This is a genomic window from uncultured Algibacter sp. (genome assembly GCF_905480415.1).
Classification (GTDB): domain Bacteria; phylum Bacteroidota; class Bacteroidia; order Flavobacteriales; family Flavobacteriaceae; genus Algibacter_B.
Genome location: NZ_CAJQQI010000100.1, coordinates 1 through 20960, shown reverse-complemented (window position 1 = coordinate 20960; position 20960 = coordinate 1). Strand labels below are relative to the sequence as shown.

Sequence of the window (20960 nt, the reverse complement as noted above, 5' to 3'; positions counted from 1 at the left end):
AAGCGTTTTTTATTTTTATACAATGACAACTTTCATTCACGATGTTTTAAAAGATTTACAGAATAACAAGCAAAATCTTTCTGATTTAACCTTTGTATTACCCAGCAAAAGAGCTGGGCTCTTTTTAAAACATCATCTGTCTAAAGTTGTTAATAAAACAATATTTGCTCCACAAATTTTAAGTATTGAAGAGTTTGTACAAGAACTATCTCAACTTAAATCTATTTCTAATACTGAACTTCTTTTTGAGTTTTACTCTACATATTCTCAATTAACAAAAAAAGAAAGTTTAGATTCTTTTGAATCTTTTTCAAAATGGGCACAAATATTACTTCAAGATTTTAATGAAATTGATCGCTATTTAATTCCTCAAGAGCATGTTTTCAATTACTTAAGCGCCATTCAAGATTTAAAACATTGGTCTTTAGAAGAAAACAAAACCGATTTTGTAAAAAACTATTTATCTTTTTGGTATAAATTACACGACTACTATACACATTTTACAGATTCCCTTTTAAATAACAAAGTTGGGTATCAAGGTTTAATCTATAGAGAGGCTGTGGAGAATTTGGAAGCTTATATTCAAAATAACCCAGAAAAAAAACATGTGTTTGTGGGCTTTAACGCCCTAAATACTTCAGAAGAGACCATTATTCAAGAATTACTTCAAAAGGATTTGGCCAAAATTTATTGGGATGTTGATACGGTTTTCATGAACAATCAAAAGCATGACGCTGCGCTATTCACCAGGCAACACAAAAAAAACTGGAAATTCTTTAAAAACAATTCTTTTAATTGGATTACCGAAAATTATTCAAAAGATAAAAACATATCAGCAATTGGTATTCCTAAAAATATAGGTCAAGCAAAATATATTGGTTCACTTCTCAGCGAACTACAAAAAGAAAATAATCTACTAAATAGTACCGCAGTTATTTTAGGTGATGAGAATCTATTGATTCCTGTATTAAATTCAATACCGTCAAATATTCATGCTTTAAATGTGACTATGGGACTTCCTTTAAAATCAATCCCTTTGGCCTCATTGTTTAATGCCCTTTTTCAATTACATAAAAATAACTCAAACTCTTTTTACTATAAAGATGTCGTTAACATTATATCACACCAATTTATTAGGCCATTATTTTTTATTGAAGGCATCGATTATTCATTAAAAATCATTGAAACTATTGATAATAATAATCTGGTTTTTTTAAATAAAGACCGATTAATTAAAATAGCTGAGAAAAGTATTATCATCACAGATTTATTGTTTTCTAGTTGGGGAAATTCAATTGTATTAGCACTGGATAATTGCTCTAAACTCATACTAACCATAAAAGCTTCTTTAGATGAAAACAAAACATCAAACTTGTTATCATTAGAATATGTATTCCGTTTTAACGAACTATTTAACGAACTCACAAGGTTAAACTCAGAACATAGGCATATAAAGGATATTTCAACATTATACAGCATTTATAAAGAACTTTTAAGCACAGAAACACTAGACTTTCAAGGAGAACCATTACAAGGCTTACAACTTATGGGAATGCTTGAATCACGCGTTTTAGATTTTGAAACCGTAATTATTTCTTCTGTGAACGAAGGGATATTACCCGCCGGAAAAAGTAATAATTCTTTTATTCCTTTTGATGTAAAACTGGAGAACAACTTACCCACCTATAAAGAGAAAGATGCTGTTTATACCTATCATTTTTACAGACTTCTACAACGTGCTAAAAACGTTTATATAATTTACAACACAGAAGCTGATGTTCTAACTGGCGGCGAAAAAAGCCGATTCATTACCCAATTAGAACTTGAGGGTATTCATAATATCAACCATCAAATCGTGGCACCTCAAGTTCCAATTATTGAGACGTGTTTAAATGTTGTAAAAAAGACTGAAGCTCTACATAAACAAATAATTCATCTCGCTAGTGAAGGTTTTTCGCCTTCATCATTAACAAACTATATTAGAAACCCTATTGATTTTTATTATCAGAAAATTCTAAAAATAAAAGATCATGTTGATGTTGAAGAAACCGTGGCAGCCAATACCCTAGGAACTGTTGTTCATAATACATTAGAAGATTTTTATAAACCTTTGGTAGGTGCGCTTTTAACTATTGATGCCATTAAAGGCTTAAAATCTCAAATTGAGCAAACGGTTACTTATCATTTTAAAAACGAATACAAAGAAGGAGATATTACAAAGGGTAAAAACCTAATTATTTTTGAAATAGCAAAACGTTATGTTTCAAATTTTTTAGACTCAGAGATGAAATCTTTAAGAGCCGGAGATAAAATTAAAATTATTGCCATTGAATCTGATAATACTATTTCAATTAAGATCTCTGAACTTAATTTCCCTATTAAAATTAAAGGTAAAGTTGATAGAGTTGATGAGTGTAATGGTATAATCCGAATAATTGATTACAAAACAGGAAATGTACAGCAAAATCAATTAGAAATAGTTAACTGGGAAGACATTACTGCGGATTACAAAAAGTATAGCAAAAGTTTTCAAGTATTAACTTATGCCTATATGATGCAAAAATCTAATAAGATTAGTCTTCCTATTGAAGCTGGTATTATTTCATTTAAAAATTTAAGCTCTGGTTTTTTAAAATTCTCCAAAAAAGAGAGTGCTTTTAGTAGAAGTAAAAATTCTTTAGTAACCGATGACACTCTACTTGACTTTGAAGCTGAACTGAAAAAACTAATCCTTGAAATTTGTAATCCAAAAATAGATTTTACTGAAAAAGAAGTTTAATATTATGACTATTACAAAAAATATTATCATTCCTGGAAAACACAACAAACCAATAATTACGGATGTTTTTTATACAGAAAATAACACTCCAAAACCAGTGGTAATATTTTGTCATGGTTACAAAGGTTTTAAAGATTGGGGCGCTTGGGATTTGATGGCTAAGGCATTTGCTGAAGCTGGATTCTTTTTTGTCAAATTTAATTTTTCTCATAACGGAGGAACTGCTGAACAGCCCATAGACTTTCCAGACTTAGAGGCTTTTGGAAATAATAACTATACAAAAGAATTAGATGATCTAGAAACTGTTTTGGACTGGATATCTTCAAATACAAAATTTGAAAATAAACTTAATTTAAGTCATATTAATTTAATAGGTCATAGCAGAGCTGGCGGCATTGTTACAATAAAGTCCGAAGAAGATAATCGTATAAAAAAAGTTATAAGCCTTGCAGGTGTTTCTAGTTTTGGGAAAAGAACCTCAACAACAGGCGACTTAAATCAATGGAAAAAAGATGGTGTTAAATATGTTGTAAACGGACGAACAAAACAACAAATGCCTCATTTTTACCAGTTTTATGAAAATTATATTGCAAACGAAGAACGGCTTACCATCAAAAGAGCTGTTTCACGTTTGAAAATACCATATTTAATTATTCATGGAGATGCTGATACAAGTGTTTTAATTGAAGAAGCCCATACTTTGCATAATTGGAACACAAATAGTTGTTTAGAAACAATCAAAGGTGCTAACCATGTTTTTGGAGCTCAACATCCTTGGGAAAAAGAAGATTCACCAGAACATCTAAATGATGCTATAGATAAAATCATTTCATTTTTAAATTGTTAAAATTGGTTTCTATAAAAGATACTGTTTCAGAAAACGCAAATACAGAACTGTATTTAAATACTTAGCAAACAACGTATTAAGAGGAATAATTTGATTAAATGAGAAACAAACCTTTCTTTTATCTATACTTTTATAAATATCTTTCTCTTATACATTATATAACCTAATAACATATAAAACACAACAACAACTAACGCATACAATAAAGAAGAAAGGTTAAGGCTAAAAAAATCGTGTACAAATACAGTATTATAAACCCAAGAATGGATATTACTATCCTCTCCAATTTTTATCAAATACATGGTTTTAGAAATAAGACTAGACAAAAAATAAATAGTAATAGCGTTCATACCTACATATTTAAAAATGGTTCCGAATTTATATTGTTTTATGTCCTTTAGATAATAAATAACAGCAATAATTAAAGTTCCCCAGCCACTCGTTACCAAAACAAAACTACTACTCCAAATTGCCTTATTTATTGGAAAAGTTGTATTGAAAGCATAGCCTGAAACAAGCAATGTTAAAGCAACCAAAAACAACCATTTTATTTCAGTAAGCCCATCTAACAATTTACCTATTAAAACACCTAAAATACAGGTTGCAACTGCAGGAATTGTACTTAAAATACCCTCGGGGTCATAATCTTGTTGCCACATGTGCTTCCCTAAAATATTTAGATCTAAATAATTAGCCCAATTATTTGAGGCTCTATCAAAAGTCGATGTTATTTCATTTGGAAAAGGTATGAAGGCCATAAATAACCAATATCCAATTAAAATAAAAATTGAAATACCTAATAAACTTTTCCAATTACAATTAAGGTATAATACAGATGAAATAAAAAAAACAATTCCTATTCTTTGCAGTACACCTGGAAGTCTCATTGTTTCAAAATCCTGAACAAAAGGAAAATAAGGTAAAAATGCATTTAGAAACAACCCTAACCCAATCAGTTTTAAACTCCTAATTGCTACTTTTTTATAAGTGGATTTATTATTCGATTTATTCTTGTATGCGAAATAAATTGAAATTCCAACAATGAATAAAAAAAAGGGGAATATTAAATCTGTTGGTGTTAGTCCATGCCATTCGGCATGCAATAAAGGCGTATATACATGACCCCACTCTCCTGGAGTATTTACCAAAATCATTGCAACAATGGTAAAACCTCTTAAAATATCTACAGATTCAATTCGTTGTCTCACCGTCTAGTTTTAAGAATATAATTATGTACTCTTTAAACCAACTTTATGACCCCAAAAGGCATAATAAAATATGATAATATAACACGGTAATAAAACCCAGTATCCAAAAGTTGCCGAATCAATGGTTGCAGCAATAGTATCAAGACCAGTTTCAATCAATTGTTCTTTTTTTACATCAACTAATTTTCCGTATAATAAGGGCAAAATAGCGCCTCCTGAAATAGCCATAATTAATAAAGCTGATGCTGTTTTAGTAAATTTACCTAAGCCGGTTAACGCTAAAGGCCAAATAGCTGGCCATACTAAAGCATTCGCAAACCCTAGAGAAGCTACAAGAAGAACCGAAGTGAAACCATTAGTAAACACTATACAAAATGATAAAACGATTCCAAAAACAGCACTAAATTTTAAAGCAAAGGCTTGACTTATATATTTAGGGATTAAAAATACGCCTAAAGCATAGGTTACCACCATAGCCATGAGCGTAAACAATGTGAAAAATTTGGCTTGCTCTACAGGAATATCAAGTGAAATACCATATGAAATAATAGTATCTCCAGCAATAACCTCAACACCTACGTAAACAAACAGCGCTAAAACTCCCAACCATAAATGTGGAAATTGAAAAATACTTGATTTTGTTTTCCCTCCTGTTTCTGAAGCTTTTATTGGATCAGCTTCTACATGTGGTAAAGGCGCTTTCCTAATTAAAATACCCAGCAAAAACAACACTATAGCCATAACTATATAAGGAGTTACCACACTATCAGCCATAGTATTTAATAAACTTTCTTTTTCAGTAGCATCAACTAGATCTAGTTTTTGTTTAATATCGTCTATTCCTGACAATAATATAGCTCCAAATATCACTGAACCTAACGCTCCTGCCACCTTATTGGCAATCCCCATTATAGCAATTCGCTTTGCTGCGGATTCTATAGGCCCTAAAATAGTAATATACGGATTAGATGCTGTTTGCAATAAAGTCATACCTGCGCCTTGAATAAAAATGGCAGCTAAAAACATCCAATAAGTTCTTGCGCCTGCAGCTGGAATAAAAATCAATGCTCCCAAAGCCATAATAATCAAACCTAATGACATTCCTTTTTTATACCCTATTTTATTAATAATATACGATGCTGGTAACGCCATCACAACAAACGAAATATACGAAGCTGTTGCAACCAAATAGGACTGCGCATCGGTCAATTCATTTATGGTTTTCATGAATGGAATCAAAGCCCCATTTATCCATGTAACAAATCCGAAAATAAAAAATAATCCAGCTATAATAAGTATAGGAATGAATGTTTTGTTTTTAGATGATATTTCTTGTGTATTGGGCATAATTATTTATGTGATTTTATGGTTAGCTGTTATTTTCTTTATTGTCGTTAATATTAAATATGCGCTCTTTTGTTTGTTTCACGTAGTTTCGTCCTATCGGAATCTTTCTATTTGAAATTTCAACAGTATTCCCTTCCAATGCAATAACTTTATTAATTGAAATAGTATAAGACCGATGAATACGTATAAAATTTGATTGAGGCAATTCTTCGGTTATAGCAGTAAGCGATTTATGTACTACATAATCTCCTATAGTAGTAATGACTTTAATATAGTCTTTAAGGCTTTCTATATAAAGGATATCATTTAGGTTTATTTTGATTAGCTTTTTATTGACTTTTAGAAAGATATGTGGTTCTTGTTGTAAACTAACATCTGTAGAAGAATTACTAACATAAATTTGTTGATACACCTTATTTATAGTTTTTAAAAACCGATTGAAAGGAATAGGTTTAACCAAATAATCTAAAATATTAAGCTCGAAGCTTTTTACAGCATATTCTCGATAGGCAGTTGTAATAACAATTAAAGGTTTATGACTCAAGTTCCCTATAAATGCAAAACCCGTCATTTGTGGCATATTAATGTCAAGAAAAATAAGATCTATTTTTTCTTGTTCCAAAATACGATACGCTTTTAGGGGGTTATTAAATGTCTCAACAATTTCAACATGATCAAAGTTTTTTAAATGATTTTCAATCACTGATATTGCTAAGGGTTCATCATCAATTATAATGCACTTAATTTTCATCAAACAGGAATTTTTAGGAACAGTTTATAGTTTTCGCCCTCTATTTTAGAGTCTAAAATATAATTATTCGAGAATAATAATTTTAATCGTCGTTTTGCATTTTCGTTACCAATTCCAATACTATCATCTTGAGTTTTTTTTGGATTAAAACTGTTAACTAAAGTAAATTCCAAATAGCCATTATTTGAAATATCAAAACTCATATTTATTCTTAAATTATCGTTCTCTTTCATCCCATGTTTAAAACAATTTTCAACAAAGGAAAGAAATAATAAAGGTGGCACAATAACATCCTCAATATTTCCAGTAATATCCATTTCAGAATCCACTTTATCATCAAATCTTAAACGTTCAATATCAATAAAATTATTAATATGACCTATTTCCTTAAGTAAACTAGCTTTGGAGCTTTTTACTTCGTACAAAATATATTGCATCATATTGGATAACTTAATAACCAATCTTGGAGCATTATCAGATTTTTTTAAAGTTAATGCATATAAATTATTTAAGGTGTTAAAAAAGAAATGAGGTTGAATTTGTGTGCGTAAATATTTAAGCTCCGTGCTCATTTGCAGTTTTGCTAAATCTTCATTTCTTCGTTTTTCAATAGCCCAATCTAAGACTAGCTTAATAGCTGAAACAAAACCAATAACATACAATTCACCCAGCACCACGGCTATTATGTGATTTAGCTCCATAAACTTTGCAGGGTCCTCTGCCTCTGGCCAAATATCTTTTGTTACCAAAAGGTAATTCAGACCTGTTCTAACTAAATATACCATAATTAACATAAGAAGCAACAAAAAGACATAAGTCCGATATTTCTTCCGAAGTATAAATTTTGGAATCAAATAATAGACATTTATGTAAATTACTATAATGTGAATTGGAAATTCTACTAAATTAGATTTTAAAGAATACCAGTAGTCGTCAAAATAACTTCCCCATCGCACAATGTTAAAAACGAAATAACTCAACCAAAATATCACATGATATTTGATTGGAATTGTATCACCTATTTTTCTGTTAAATATTGAAATAATTTTAATTTTATGAGATTTTCATTACTAAAACCCTATTAATCTATAGCAATTTTAGTGATATATTCACTAACTAACAATTAAATTGGCAATAGTTTATTTTGGCCAAATCACTTATCGAACATAAAATGCCGTCTATGTGCAAAATGATGCAGTTTATATAATATTTTTTTAAATTATTCTGATTATGAATAGTTTGGCTAAACTAAAAAAACAAAATAATCAAATTATGAAACAAAACTTACGAACACTCTTCTTGTTTTCTTTTTTACTTTTAATTATGCAAATTTCTTTTGCTCAGGAAAAAAGTATAACCGGAACAGTAACTTCAAAAACCGATGGCATCCCTCTTCCTGGAGTGAATGTTATTGTACAAGGGACCTCTAATGGTGCCCAAACAGATTTTGACGGCAATTATTCAATTACAGCTTCCGTTGGAGACATATTAAATTTTTCTTATGTAGGGATGACAGCGATTCAGATAACTGTTGGTAACTCGAGTGTGATTAACGCACAATTAGAAGAGGACGCTGAGCAACTTAGTGAGGTTGTTATTACAGCGCTTGGTATTAAGAAAAGTAGAAAATCATTAACTTACGCAGCTCAGGACATTAATGCTGATGAATTAAACAAGGTTAGACAAACCAACCCTGTTAACAGTTTGTCTGGTAAGGTAGCTGGTGTTGCTGTTTCAAGAAGTGCATCAGGTGCTGGTGGATCTGTTAAGGTGACATTAAGAGGTAACTCTTCAATAGGAAATAATCAACCCTTGTACGTTATTGATGGTGTGCCATTATCTAATCCAACATCTGGCCAGCCAAGTGATACTTTCGGCGATGCTAGTGGAGGTAACCGTGATGGCGGTGATGCTTTATCTTTAATAAACCCAGATGACATCGAATCTTTAACAGTTTTAAAAGGAGCATCTGCATCTGCCTTATATGGTAGTGCTGGTCTAAATGGTGTAATATTAATTACTACTAAAAAAGGGAAATCCGGGAGTTTTAAGGTTGATTTCTCATCAAACCTGACAGTTGATAGTGCTGCTTACGCTATGGATTTTAATAGTACTACACAAAATAATATTGATGATTTCTTAACCACTGGTTTTACAAGTATTAACTCAATATCTGCATCTGGTGGAACAGAAAATGCACAAACTTATTTTTCTTATAGTAATACATTTTCAGAAGGGGTATTGCCAACAAATGAATTAAAGCAACATACATTTAATGTTAGAGAAACTGCTCAATTTTTTGATGGTAAGGTAACTGCAAATGCGAGTGTAATGGCGTCTACGCAAAATATAAAAAACAGACCGGTTTCCGGATTGTATTTTAACCCACTAGTTGGGGCTTATGCTTTTGAGTCGGCTTCAGAAAGTTTATCAGACTATTCAAATTTTGAAGCTTTAGACCCTAATAGAAATATAATGGCGCAACGTTGGTTTAGAGGAACATCTGATATTGAACAAAATCCATATTGGATTATTAATCGCAATGTAGGTAAAGATGTCAATAATAAATTAGTAGCATCTTTAAATTTAAATTTCAAAATAAATGATTGGCTTTCTCTTCAAACAAGAGGAACATATGATAAATCTCAACTTAGCTATGAAAAAAAGGTCTACGCTACAACTGAAGCTACTTTAGCACCTTTAAATGGTAGATATATTGTAAACGAAACTGACTTTACACAATTATACGGTGATGTTATTGCAAATATAAATACTCAAATTAATGAGACTACGTCTGTTTCAGCAATAATAGGAACAAGTACTACACGTAATACTACAGAGTCTCTAGTTGCTGATTCTGGAACTAACGGCGGTTTGCAATTTGCAAACGTATTTGCGTATCAAAACTTTAATGGTAACCCTGCTGTGAATTTAACTCAAAGATCTTTAGAAACTCGAGTTAACTCTGTTTTTGCAAGTGCTACAATAGGCTTTAATGACAGAGTATTTATTGATTTAACAGCAAGAAACGATTGGACTTCTACATTGCCTGCAGTAAACAATTCATTCTTTTACCCATCAGTGGGTGTAACAGGTATTTTAAGTGAAATATTTGAATTACCAAAAAATGTTTCGTTTGCTAAATTAAGAGCATCTTATGCAGAAGTAGGAAATGGATTTGCAGCTGATCAAATAGCTCCTAACAACACTATCATTTTTGGTGGTGGTGGTGTAAATTCACAAAGTCCAATACGACCTTTCCCTGGTTCTACGCCTAAACCAGAAAGACAAAAGTCTTTTGAAATTGGTACAGAATGGAAATTTAATAATAATAGAATAGGTATTGATTTAGGATACTATAACACTAAAACAGTAGATCAATATTATCCATTTTCAACTTCTACATCTATTATTGGAGCAGCCCAAGCATACTTGAATTCAGGAGAAATTTCAAATACAGGTATTGAGATATCTGCGTTCGCTATCCCTGTTCAAAATGAAGATTTAAAATGGACGACAACTGTAAATTTCGCATCTAACAAAAATAAGATTGTAAAAATCTATAATGGCCAAGTACTAGAAGGTTTAATTGAACCTGAATTTTTCACCCTATCTAGCAAAGGTGTAAACACATTCGGATCTTACTTAGTCGAAGGTGGTTCGTTTGGTGATATTTATGCTCAAGTAGTAAGACGCAATGCAGATGGCTTGCCAATTATTGAAGGTGATGCTGTTATAGCAAATGATGATAATACTATTGATGGTTTAACAAAAGTAGGGAACGCTAATCCTGATTTTACCTTAGGTTGGAACAACTCTTTTGAGTATAAAAACTTTACAGTAGATTTCTTAATTGACGGAAAATTCGGTGGCGAAACTATGAGTATGACTGAGGCTATTGTTGAAGGATTTAGTAACAACTCTTCTAGAGAAACTTCAAATGGTACTGTAAATGTGCAAGTTGATGGTGCTGCTACCACAATGTCTGCACAAGATTATTATGGAAAAGTAGGTGGTAGAAATGGCTTTACTGGAGAATATATTTATAGCGCAACTAATGTTAGATTAGCAGAATTTGCTTTGGGATATAACTTTAATCTTGCAGAAAATTCATTCTTTTCAAGAATTAAAGCATCTTTAATAGGAAACAATTTGTTTTTCTTCCACAAAGATGCACCACATGATCCTAATGTATCTCTAAGTACAGGGAATTCGTTACAAGGTGTAGATGTTTTAGGGCTTCCATCAACAAGAAGCATAGGTCTGAACCTTAATTTAACATTCTAAAAAAAATTAAAATGATGAAAAATATAAGTAAAATATTAGCATGTTTAGTTGTATTGGGTCTAGTTATTACGTCGTGTAGTGATTTAGAACAATTTAATGTAAACGATAGAAATATTACACAAGAGCAGCTAGAGGTTGACTTTCAACAAGTGGGCTCAAAATACAAACCTATTTTTGAGAGTATTTATCAATATAGTCCTGCTTGGTCTTACCAATTACAGCAAAACTTAAATGCTGATGTATATTCAGGATATCAAACTCCGCCAAGACCTTTTGTGGCAGGAGCAAATAATACTACCTATAACTTAGTAAGTGGTTGGAATGGTTTTATTTGGAGTGTGCCTTATTCTAATGTTATGAATAACGTTCAAACAATTAGTGAATTAACAGAAGTTGAATTCCCTACATTATATGGTACTGCATTAATTTTAAAAGTAGCAGCAATGCACCGTGTAACAGACGTTTTTGGACCAATAGTGTACTCTAACTTTGGAGACCTAGCAAATGCAGGGATTTATGACTCTCAACAAGAGGTTTACAATGCGTTTTTTGCAGACTTAGATACAGCAGAAGCTAATCTTATGGCAAATATTGATAGCCCAAGATTTGCGGCTTTTGATTTATCATATGGAGGAGATTACTCTCAATGGGTAAAATTAGCAAATTCATTACGATTACGTTTAGCTATTCGTATCTCTAAAATAGATCCTACTAAAGCAAAAACTGAAGGAGAAAAAGCTTTAAGTCAAAGCTTAGGTGTTATGGAAGCTAATACAGACAGCTTCTTTGTAAATAGTATTGTAGATCATCCTTTACAAACTATAGATAATTCATGGGGTGATATAAGAATGAATGCTTCTATGGAGTCTATATTGGTTGGATATAACGATCCTAGAGCTAGTGCTTATTTTGATAATTCTGTAGCTACAGGAGGTCTTAAAGGAGTAAGAGGTGGTTTACCATTATTAGCAGGTTATGCAGATGAATTAGCTCAAAAAGCTGATTATATTAATTATTCTACACTTAATGATAATATTCATACCTCAAGAGTGCAATTAATGACCGCTTCAGAGGTAGCTTTCTTAAAAGCTGAAGCCGCGTTAAGAGGTTGGTCTGGAGCAGGAGATGCTGAAGCTAACTATGAGACAGGAATACAATTATCGTTTGACCAACATGGTGCTAGTGGAGCTACTGGCTATGTAGCAGATAACACCTCTACTTTTATAGATTATGTAGATACATACAATCCTGCAAATAATATTGCAGCATTAAGTGATGTTACTATTGCGTGGACAGATGCGGCTGATAATGAAGAAAGGTTAGAAAAAATTATTACCCAAAAATGGATTGCAATGTTCCCAGAAGGACAAGAGGCTTGGAGTGAATTTAGACGTACAGGTTATCCTAAGATTTTCCCTGTAGTAAGTAACCAAAGTGGAGGAACCATAGATACTGATATTCAAATAAGAAGAATTCCTTTTGTAGATAGTGAGCTTTCTACAAACCCTGATGGAGTAACAGGTGCAGTCTCAAAACTTGGAGGTTCAGACAATGGCGGAACTCGTCTTTGGTGGGACACAGGAGCAGCGAATTTTTAAGATAAAATTAGTTTGAATTAGTTTAGTTTGAGAGTTAAGCAGACGGAAGATTTAGGTTTTCCGTTTGCATTAACAAAAATTATTAATCACAAAATAATATATTGTGAAAATTGCAAGTCATAAAAATATAGCTTACACACAAGCAGGAAAGTTTGAAGACACTCGTTTTGAAAAAATACACAACATTATTTTCAAGAATTCAAACGAGGCTTCAATTCTTGTAGCTGATGAAATTGCCGATTTGATTAGGGAAAAAGAAAGTCAAAATAAACCTTGTGTTTTAGGTTTAGCAACAGGCTCATCTCCTATAAAAGTTTATGAAGAGCTCATTAGAATCCACAAAGAAGAAGGATTAAGCTTTGCAAACGTTATCACATTCAACTTAGATGAGTACTACCCTATGGATAAGAATAACATTCAAAGTTATTTTTATTTCATGCACGAACACCTTTTTAATCATATTGATATTTTGCCAGAAAACATCAACATACCAAATGGAAAGGTTAGTAGTGAAGATTTATACCAATCCTGTATTGATTACGAAATGAAAATTAAGGCTGTAGGTGGTCTAGATTTTCAATTATTAGGTATTGGTAGAACAGGTCATGTTGGTTTTAATGAGCCTGGATCTCATCTTAATTCGGGGACAAGAAGCATTACCTTAGACCATATTACACGTTTAGATGCTGCGCCCGCCTTTTTGGGCATTGATAATGTACCAAGAAAAGCCATTACTATGGGAATAGGGACGGTACTAAGTGCAAAACGCATAGTCCTTTTAGGTTGGGGGGCTAATAAAGCAGAAATTCTTAAAGACACCGTTGAAGGCGAAATAACTTCTGAAGTTCCAGCAACCTATTTACAACATCACAACAACACCTCATTTATTATAGACGAGAGCGCATCCTCTGAATTAACCCGAGTAAAAACACCTTGGTTAGTTACCTCTTGTGTTTGGGACGAATCATTAAAGCTGAAGGCTGTAGTTTGGCTTTCTGAGCTTTTAAATAAATCTATTTTAAAATTAACGGACAAAGATTATAACAATAATGGTATGTCTGGTCTTCTTACTGAGGAAGGAACTGCTTACCATTTAAACATAAAAATGTTTAACAAATTACAGCATACTATTACAGGGTGGCCAGGTGGAAAACCAAACGCAGACGATTCTAACAGACCAGAGCGAGCCAATATCCCGAAAAAGCGTGTGATTATATTTAGTCCTCACCCTGATGACGATGTTATCTCTATGGGTGGTACTTTTGATAGATTAGTAGAACAGGGACACGACGTGCATATAGCCTACCAAACGTCTGGTAATATTGCTGTTTCAGATGAAGAAGCATTAAAATTTGCTGAAATCACTCAAACGCTATGTCCTGATTGTGAGGAAACTGAAAGCATTATCAATTTTCTAAAACTGAAAACGTATAATGATATTGATTCTAATGAAGTACGACAATTAAAAGGATTAATTAGACGAAGTGAATCACTGGCAGCTACAAGATATTTAGGACTTAATGATGAAAATGTTCATTTTCTTGACTTGCCTTTTTATGAAACAGGCACCATTAAAAAGAAAAATATTTCAGATGATGACGTTCATATCATGTGCAGTATAATTGAAAACATAAAACCACATCAAATTTATGCCGCAGGAGATTTAGCCGATCCACACGGCACACATAAAGTCTGTTTAGACGCCTTATTTATAGCATTAGAGAAACTTAAACACAATAAATATATGGATGATTGTTGGGTTTGGCTTTACCGTGGCGCTTGGCACGAATGGGAATCTTACCAAATTGAAATGGCAGTTCCGATGAGTCCAGATCAAGTACTGAAAAAGCGCCATGCTATATTTTATCACCAATCTCAAAAAGATGGAGTAATGTTCCAAGGCGGAGATTCTCGTGAATTTTGGGTACGGGTTGAAGACAGAAATAGATTAACAGGTAAAAAATATAATGATTTAGGATTAGCGGATTATGCTGCTATAGAAGCTTTTAAACGCTACCACTTTTAAAAAAAAGAAATGAAAAAACTTGTATTGGTTTTCATAATATGTAGTATCTATAGTGGACATTTGGTTTCTCAAAACATGTTGGCCGAAACATATAATTTAATGCCTTGGCCAAAAGCTATTGAAGAAAACCCTGCTAAGTTTATTATTAATAGCGACGTTACGATCTCAATAAATCCAGATAATAATGGACGAGTTCGTAATGCCGGTATTAATTTTCTAAGACGTTTAAGCACGAGAACAGCTGTTTTTTTAGATAAAGGGTTTCCTTTAAAAAATGAAAAAGGAAATATTCATGTAGTTTTTGATACAGTTTCTATACTAGGTGTTGAAAATGACGAATCTTATTCGCTTGCTGTAAACGATACGTCTATAAATATAAAAGCAAAAACAGATATTGGAGCCATTAGAGGTTTAGAAACACTGTTGCAATTAACTCATAACGATGAAACCAATTACTTTTTTCCCGGTGTTAGCATCAACGATGAACCAAGATTTGTTTGGCGTGGATTGATGATTGATGTTGCCAGACACTTTCAGCCAATTGATGTTTTAAAACGTAATCTTGATGCTATGGCAAGCGTTAAAATGAATGTATTTCATTGGCATTTAACGGATGATCAAGGGTTTAGAATAGAATCAAAAGTATATCCTAAATTACACGAATTAGCTTCAGATGGTTTATACTACACACGAGCACAAGTAAAAGATCTAGTAGCGTATGCAGATAATTTAGGGATTCGTGTTGTTCCAGAATTTGATGTTCCTGGTCATGCCTCAGCTATTTTAAACGCTTACCCCGAGCTTGGTAGTAAAGATGGTTATGATTATGCTATTGAGCGTTTTTCTGGTGTATTTGACCCTACATTAAATCCAACAAAAGACTTCACTTATGAATTTCTAGAAAATTTATTTTCTGAAATAACGCCTTTATTTCCTGACAACTATTTTCATATTGGTGGTGATGAAAACGAAGGTAAACATTGGGATGAAAGTCAAGATATTCAAGAGTTTAAAAAACATCATAGTTTAAAAACAAATCACAATTTACAAACCTATTTCAATATTAAACTAGAAAAAATTCTAAATAAATTAGGTAAAAAATTGATGGGATGGGATGAAATTATGACTCCAAATATGCCAACAACTGCTGTAATACATTCATGGCGTGGGGAAAATGAAGGACTTAAAAAAGGTGGTTCATTAATTAGTGCTGCTAAAAAAGGCTACCACACCGTGCTGTCTAACGGCTATTACATAGATAGAATGTTATCTGTTGAACATCACTATACTGTAGATCCTATAGGTGATGCACAATTAACTGAACAGGAACAATCGCGTATTTTAGGTGGAGAAGCTACTATGTGGAGCGAATTAGTTACGCCGTTAACCATAGATTCTAGAATTTGGCCCAGAACGGCAGCTATAGCAGAACGTTTTTGGTCACCGCAAAACATTAACAATGTTAATGACATGAAAAAACGTCTTAAAAGGGTGTCTTTTCATTTAGAAGAATTAGGGATAACACATATTAAAAACAGAGATGTTATTTTAAGGGGTATGACTAACAATCAAGATATTACTTCGCTTATTGCTCTTTCAAAAATTTGTGAACCTCTAAAAGTATACAGTCGTAATAAAGGCGGTATTGAATATAAATCATTCTCACCATTTAATTTGTTTGCTGATGCTTGTGTTGTTGATGCCAAAGATGCTTCCGATTTTAACCATTTAGCAAACAATTTTATTAATGATTCAAATAGACCAAATGCCATTCAGGTTTTATCTTATTTAAAAACTTGGGCTATGAACCATGATGATTTTGTGAAACTGACAAAAAATCCAAAAATAAAACCATTACAAAATTTATCTAAAACCCTTTCAGAAGTATCCCTAATACTGCACGAAACGATTCAGAATAAAAGTATTTCAGCTAAAAACCTCAATGCCGTTAAAAATTATATTGAAATTTTAAATGAACCTTTTGTTGATGTTGAAGTAGTCATTGTAGACACTTTAAAGAAATTGACTGCCTATTGCGAAATGAGTTATTTATCAAACTAACAGCATTTTACAAGACATGATTTTAATAGCAGATAGCGGCTCTACCAAATGTGATTGGATTCTTTGTGAAAACTCAGTAAAAGCACCTATTAGAATAAAAACTAAAGGGCTAAACCCAGCTATTTTGTCCAAAAAAGAATTTTCTGAGGTTTTATATAAAAGTGATGCCCTAAAAAAATATAAAGGTTTAGTAACTAAGATTAACTTTTTCGGAGCAGGTTGCGGTACAAAAAAGACCCAAAAGAAGGTCAATAAGATATTGGAGTCCTACTTTCAAAACGCTAAATCCGAAACAAGTGAAGATACCATGGCAGCAGTCATGGCTACAACAAAAGAGCCTGCGGTAGTTTGTATTTTAGGTACTGGATCTAATTGTTGCTATTATGATGGTAAAAGCATACATTTAAAAACACCTGCTTTTGGCTACATCCTGATGGACGAAGGTAGCGGAAACTACTTTGGAAAAGCCCTTTTAAAAGCCTACTATTACAAGCAAATGCCTAAAGGATTGCGACTTTTATTTGAGAAAGATTACAATTTAAAAGAAAAAGAAATAATAAAAAAATTATACAAATCTTCAACACCCAATAAATACTTAGCAGAATTTGCTCACTTCTTGTTTAAAAACGAAAACAATCCTTTTATAAAACAGTTAATCATGAAAGGGATGAATACTTTTGTTAAAAACCACATAGCGTTATATAGTCAAGAGTTGAAAACAGTTCCGTTACATTTTGTAGGTTCTATAGCATATTTTGCACAAGATTATATAGCATTAGCTTTAAGCAAAAGAGGATTAAAAGCTTCTAGTTTTATTAAAAGCCCAATTGATAAAATAATTAAACAACAAAGTGAAATTAGCTAGATTATAAAGGTTACTTGTAATATATTGATATTCAAATTGTGAAAATGTATATTAAGAATTTATTATCTCAAAAAAAAGTGACTACAGCTTTGCTTTTTCTAATATTCAGTGCGTGTCAACAGGGTAAAGAAATAGAAAGTACTACATTATTCAATTTAGTTGATAATCAACACACCCAAATTCACTTTTCAAATACAGTAAAAGAAAATCTGTATTTTAACTTTATAAACTACTCTTATATTTATAATGGCGCTGGTGTTGCCGTGGGAGATATTAACAATGATGGCCTTCAAGATTTATACTTCACATCTAATCAAAGTTCAAATAAATTATACTTAAATCAAGGTGATCTTAAGTTTAAGGATATCACATTACAGGCACGTGTTGCTGATGATACAGGGTGGACTACTGGAGTTACTATGATTGATATTAATAATGATGGTTGGCTGGATATTTATGTCTGTAAATCAGGGTCTTTAAAGAGTCATCAACTTAGAAAAAACAAATTATTTATAAATCAGAAAAACAACACTTTTAAAGAGGTCGCTGCTGATTATGGGTTAGATCATTTTGGATTTTCAACTCAGGCTTATTTTTTTGATTATGATAATGATACCGATTTGGATATGTATTTGGTAAATCATCGTCAGGACTTTCAAAATAATACAACTATTGATTCTTTGGTTCAGAAAAACAAAGAGCCCTATAATTCCGATCAATTATTTAGAAATGATGATGGGAAATTTACAAATGTCACAATACAAGCTGGAATAGAAAACAAAGCTTGGGGTTTAAGTGCTTCTATAGGCGATTTTAATAATGATAATCTCCCTGATATATTTGTGGCTAACGATTTTTTAGAACCTGATTTTTTGTATATCAATCAAGGTGATGGCACTTTTAAGGACGAAGCCTTACTAAGGTTCAAACACATTTCTTCCAATAGTATGGGGTCTGATTATGTAGACATCAATAACGATTTAAAACCAGATTTGATTGTTTTAGACATGCTTGCAGAAGATCATATTCGTAGCAAACAGAATATGGCGACTATGAGCACCACTAATTTTAATTTATTGGTTGACAGAGGATATCATCATCAATACATGTCTAATATGCTTCAGCTTAATAATGGTAATGGCACTTTTAGTGAGATTGGACAATTGGCCGGAATAGCCAAAACAGATTGGAGTTGGGCACCGTTATTAGCAGATTTTAATAATGATGGTTACAATGATTTGTTTGTTACTAATGGTATTAAAAATGATCTTTCTAATCAAGATTTTAGAAATCAGATGAAAACCAATATTCGAAATCGTAAAAAAGTATCTTTAGATGAGGCCATAAATATGATGCCATCTACTAAATTAAGTAATTACATATTTCAAAACAATAAGGATTTAACCTTTAAAAACAAAAGCCAAAATTGGGGTTTTGATAAAAAAATAAATTCAAGCGGTGCTATTTATGCCGATTTAGATAATGATGGAGACGTAGATATTGTTTTAAACAATCAAGACGAAGAAGCTTCTATTTACAAAAATAATGCTACCAATAATTTTATCACATTTAAATTAGAAGGGCCTAATAAAAACATCAATGGCATTGGTAGTACGGTTCAGGTATTTACTAAAAACTTACAACAATCAAAAACACTGTTTCTCAGCAGAGGCTATCAGTCTTCTGTTTCAAATAGCTTACATTTTGGATTAGGAAACCTTAGTGGAATAGATAGCATTTCTATATTGTGGCCAGATAATAAACATCAAATAATTACAAACTTAGAGGTTAATAAAACGGTAACTATCACCTATAAAAATGCAAATGAAACCTCTAATTTAAACTCGAAATCTAACACTTTATTTGAAAATATTGAACCTTCTTCAATAGGGATTAACTATACACAAAAAGAAAATAATTTTAACGATTTTGATTTGCAACTGTTATTACCCCAAAAGCAGTCTGAAAATAGTTCAGCTTTGGCCGTTGGCGATATTAATAACGATGGCTTAGATGATTTTTTTGTTGGAAATGCCAAAGACGCAGTAGCTTCACTTTACGTCCAAAAACCCAATGGAGTATTTGTAGAAACTAATCCAAATTTATTCCATTTAGATCGAATCTTTGAAGACACCGATGCTGAATTTGTCGATATTGATAACGATAATGATTTAGACTTATATGTAACATCTGGAGGTTATGAAAATCTAGAAAACAGTAAATTACTCCAAAATAGGTTGTACTTAAATAACGGAAAAGGAATCTTTAAAAAAACCAAATTATTTGAAAATTTAATTCAAACTAAAAAGGCGGTGTTTTCAGATTTTGACCAAGATGGTGATCAAGATGTTTTTCTTGTAGGCGGTGTTGAACATGGTAGGTACCCTCTATCCTTTGAGCCGTATTTATTAGAAAATAAAGAAGGCCAGTTTACGAATGTTACTGCCGAAAGAATTAATGACTTGTCCAACCTTCCGGTAATTAATGATGCTCTCTTTTCCGATTATGATCATGATGGAGATTTAGACTTAATAGTTGTTGGTGAGTGGATGTCTATAGTTTTTTATGAGAATATAGATAATACTTTTTCTAAAAAGGACATTTTGGGATTAACAAATAATAATGGTTGGTTCCAAACTATTAAAGAAGCAGATATTAATCATGATGGTTTAACCGATTATCTGGTCGGAAACTGGGGAAATAATAATAAATTTCATCCTACAAAAGAAAAACCATTACATATTTATGCTGATTATTTTGACAACAATAAAACTTTTGATATCGTCCTAAGTAAAGTTTCAAAAACTGGCGATTTAATTCCTATACGTGGTAAAGAATGTTCCTCACAACAAACACCATTTATAAATAATAAACTAAAGACTTATAAGGATTTTGCACTGTCTACCTTACCAGATATTTATGGGGCAGATAAACTTGAAAAAGCCAATCATTTTCAAGCACATAACTTCACTTCTATGCTATTAAAAAATAAAGGCAACGGCACCTTCGAAATTAAAAACCTACCTAACCAAGCTCAATTTAGTCCTACCTTAAATTTTGAAGTTTACGACATTAATAATGATGGTTATTTGGATGTTTTTGGAGTTGGAAACACCTTTGATACTGAAGTAGAAACTATTCGCTATGATGCATCAAAAGGCTATCTATTGTTGGGGGGTAAAGGTGGTGTG

At 32.1% G+C, this 20960-nt stretch carries 12 protein-coding genes; 8 read left to right on the top strand and 4 right to left on the bottom strand.

Annotated features, from left to right (window positions below):
* Positions 1-22 precede the first annotated feature (22 nt).
* Positions 23-2779, top strand: a complete 2757-nt coding sequence (locus QZ260_RS06995; protein WP_295984401.1) for a PD-(D/E)XK nuclease family protein — start codon at positions 23-25, stop codon at positions 2777-2779.
* A gap of 4 nt (positions 2780-2783) precedes the next feature.
* Positions 2784-3626: an alpha/beta fold hydrolase gene (locus QZ260_RS06990; RefSeq protein WP_295984399.1), complete on the top strand. Its 843-nt coding sequence runs from the start codon at positions 2784-2786 to the stop codon at positions 3624-3626.
* A 122-nt stretch (positions 3627-3748) separates the two neighbouring features.
* Here the strand turns inward: QZ260_RS06990 and QZ260_RS06985 are convergent, their stop codons facing one another.
* The 4 genes from QZ260_RS06985 to QZ260_RS06970 are packed head-to-tail and all read right to left on the bottom strand — an operon-like array spanning position 3749 to position 7717.
* Positions 3749-4834, bottom strand: a complete 1086-nt coding sequence (locus QZ260_RS06985) for a heparan-alpha-glucosaminide N-acetyltransferase domain-containing protein (RefSeq protein WP_295984397.1) — start codon at positions 4832-4834, stop codon at positions 3749-3751.
* Between the two features lie 21 nt (positions 4835-4855).
* Positions 4856-6181 carry a sugar MFS transporter gene (locus tag QZ260_RS06980; RefSeq protein WP_295984395.1) on the bottom strand — a complete coding sequence of 442 codons (1326 nt, stop codon included), beginning with the start codon at positions 6179-6181 and terminating at the stop codon, positions 4856-4858.
* 22 nt (positions 6182-6203) lie between these two features.
* Positions 6204-6932 (bottom strand): LytTR family DNA-binding domain-containing protein, encoded by a 729-nt coding sequence (locus QZ260_RS06975; RefSeq protein ID WP_295984393.1) that lies wholly within the window; start codon positions 6930-6932, stop codon positions 6204-6206.
* Entirely contained in the window at positions 6932-7717 is a 786-nt protein-coding gene (locus QZ260_RS06970; protein ID WP_295984392.1) for a histidine kinase, read from the bottom strand. Before QZ260_RS06970 ends, QZ260_RS06975 begins: the two co-directional genes overlap by 1 nt.
* A 487-nt stretch (positions 7718-8204) precedes the next feature.
* Here QZ260_RS06970 and QZ260_RS06965 point away from each other — a divergent pair, with 487 nt between their 5' ends.
* The 6 genes from QZ260_RS06965 to QZ260_RS06940 all read left to right on the top strand — a co-directional run.
* A complete protein-coding gene (locus tag QZ260_RS06965) occupies positions 8205-11219 on the top strand; it encodes a TonB-dependent receptor (RefSeq protein ID WP_295984390.1) in 3015 nt (1004 codons plus the stop codon).
* Between the two features lie 11 nt (positions 11220-11230).
* Positions 11231-12817 (top strand): RagB/SusD family nutrient uptake outer membrane protein, encoded by a 1587-nt coding sequence (locus QZ260_RS06960; RefSeq protein ID WP_295984388.1) that lies wholly within the window; start codon positions 11231-11233, stop codon positions 12815-12817.
* Positions 12818-12920: 103 nt separating this feature from the next.
* Positions 12921-14843 (top strand): glucosamine-6-phosphate deaminase, encoded by a 1923-nt coding sequence (nagB, locus tag QZ260_RS06955; protein WP_295984386.1) that lies wholly within the window; start codon positions 12921-12923, stop codon positions 14841-14843.
* Positions 14844-14852: 9 nt separating this feature from the next.
* Complete coding sequence (locus tag QZ260_RS06950) at positions 14853-16904, top strand: family 20 glycosylhydrolase (protein WP_295984383.1); 2052 nt, start codon at positions 14853-14855, stop codon at positions 16902-16904.
* A 16-nt stretch (positions 16905-16920) separates the two neighbouring features.
* A complete protein-coding gene (locus tag QZ260_RS06945; RefSeq protein WP_295984380.1) occupies positions 16921-17769 on the top strand; it encodes an N-acetylglucosamine kinase in 849 nt (282 codons plus the stop codon).
* Between the two features lie 44 nt (positions 17770-17813).
* Positions 17814-20960, top strand: a 3147-nt coding sequence (locus QZ260_RS06940; protein WP_295984377.1) for a VCBS repeat-containing protein, incomplete at its 3' end; no start/stop codon positions are given.

Coding starts and splice junctions, on each gene's coding strand:
- QZ260_RS06990 (WP_295984399.1), top strand. CDS start 2,784: ATGACTATTACAAAAAATATTATCATTCCTGGAAAACACAACAAACCA.
- QZ260_RS06960 (WP_295984388.1), top strand. CDS start 11,231: ATGATGAAAAATATAAGTAAAATATTAGCATGTTTAGTTGTATTGGGT.
- QZ260_RS06975 (WP_295984393.1), bottom strand. CDS start 6,932: ATGAAAATTAAGTGCATTATAATTGATGATGAACCCTTAGCAATATCA.
- QZ260_RS06995 (WP_295984401.1), top strand. CDS start 23: ATGACAACTTTCATTCACGATGTTTTAAAAGATTTACAGAATAACAAG.
- QZ260_RS06980 (WP_295984395.1), bottom strand. CDS start 6,181: ATGCCCAATACACAAGAAATATCATCTAAAAACAAAACATTCATTCCT.
- QZ260_RS06970 (WP_295984392.1), bottom strand. CDS start 7,717: ATGGTATATTTAGTTAGAACAGGTCTGAATTACCTTTTGGTAACAAAA.
- QZ260_RS06945 (WP_295984380.1), top strand. CDS start 16,921: ATGATTTTAATAGCAGATAGCGGCTCTACCAAATGTGATTGGATTCTT.
- QZ260_RS06950 (WP_295984383.1), top strand. CDS start 14,853: ATGAAAAAACTTGTATTGGTTTTCATAATATGTAGTATCTATAGTGGA.
- QZ260_RS06965 (WP_295984390.1), top strand. CDS start 8,205: ATGAAACAAAACTTACGAACACTCTTCTTGTTTTCTTTTTTACTTTTA.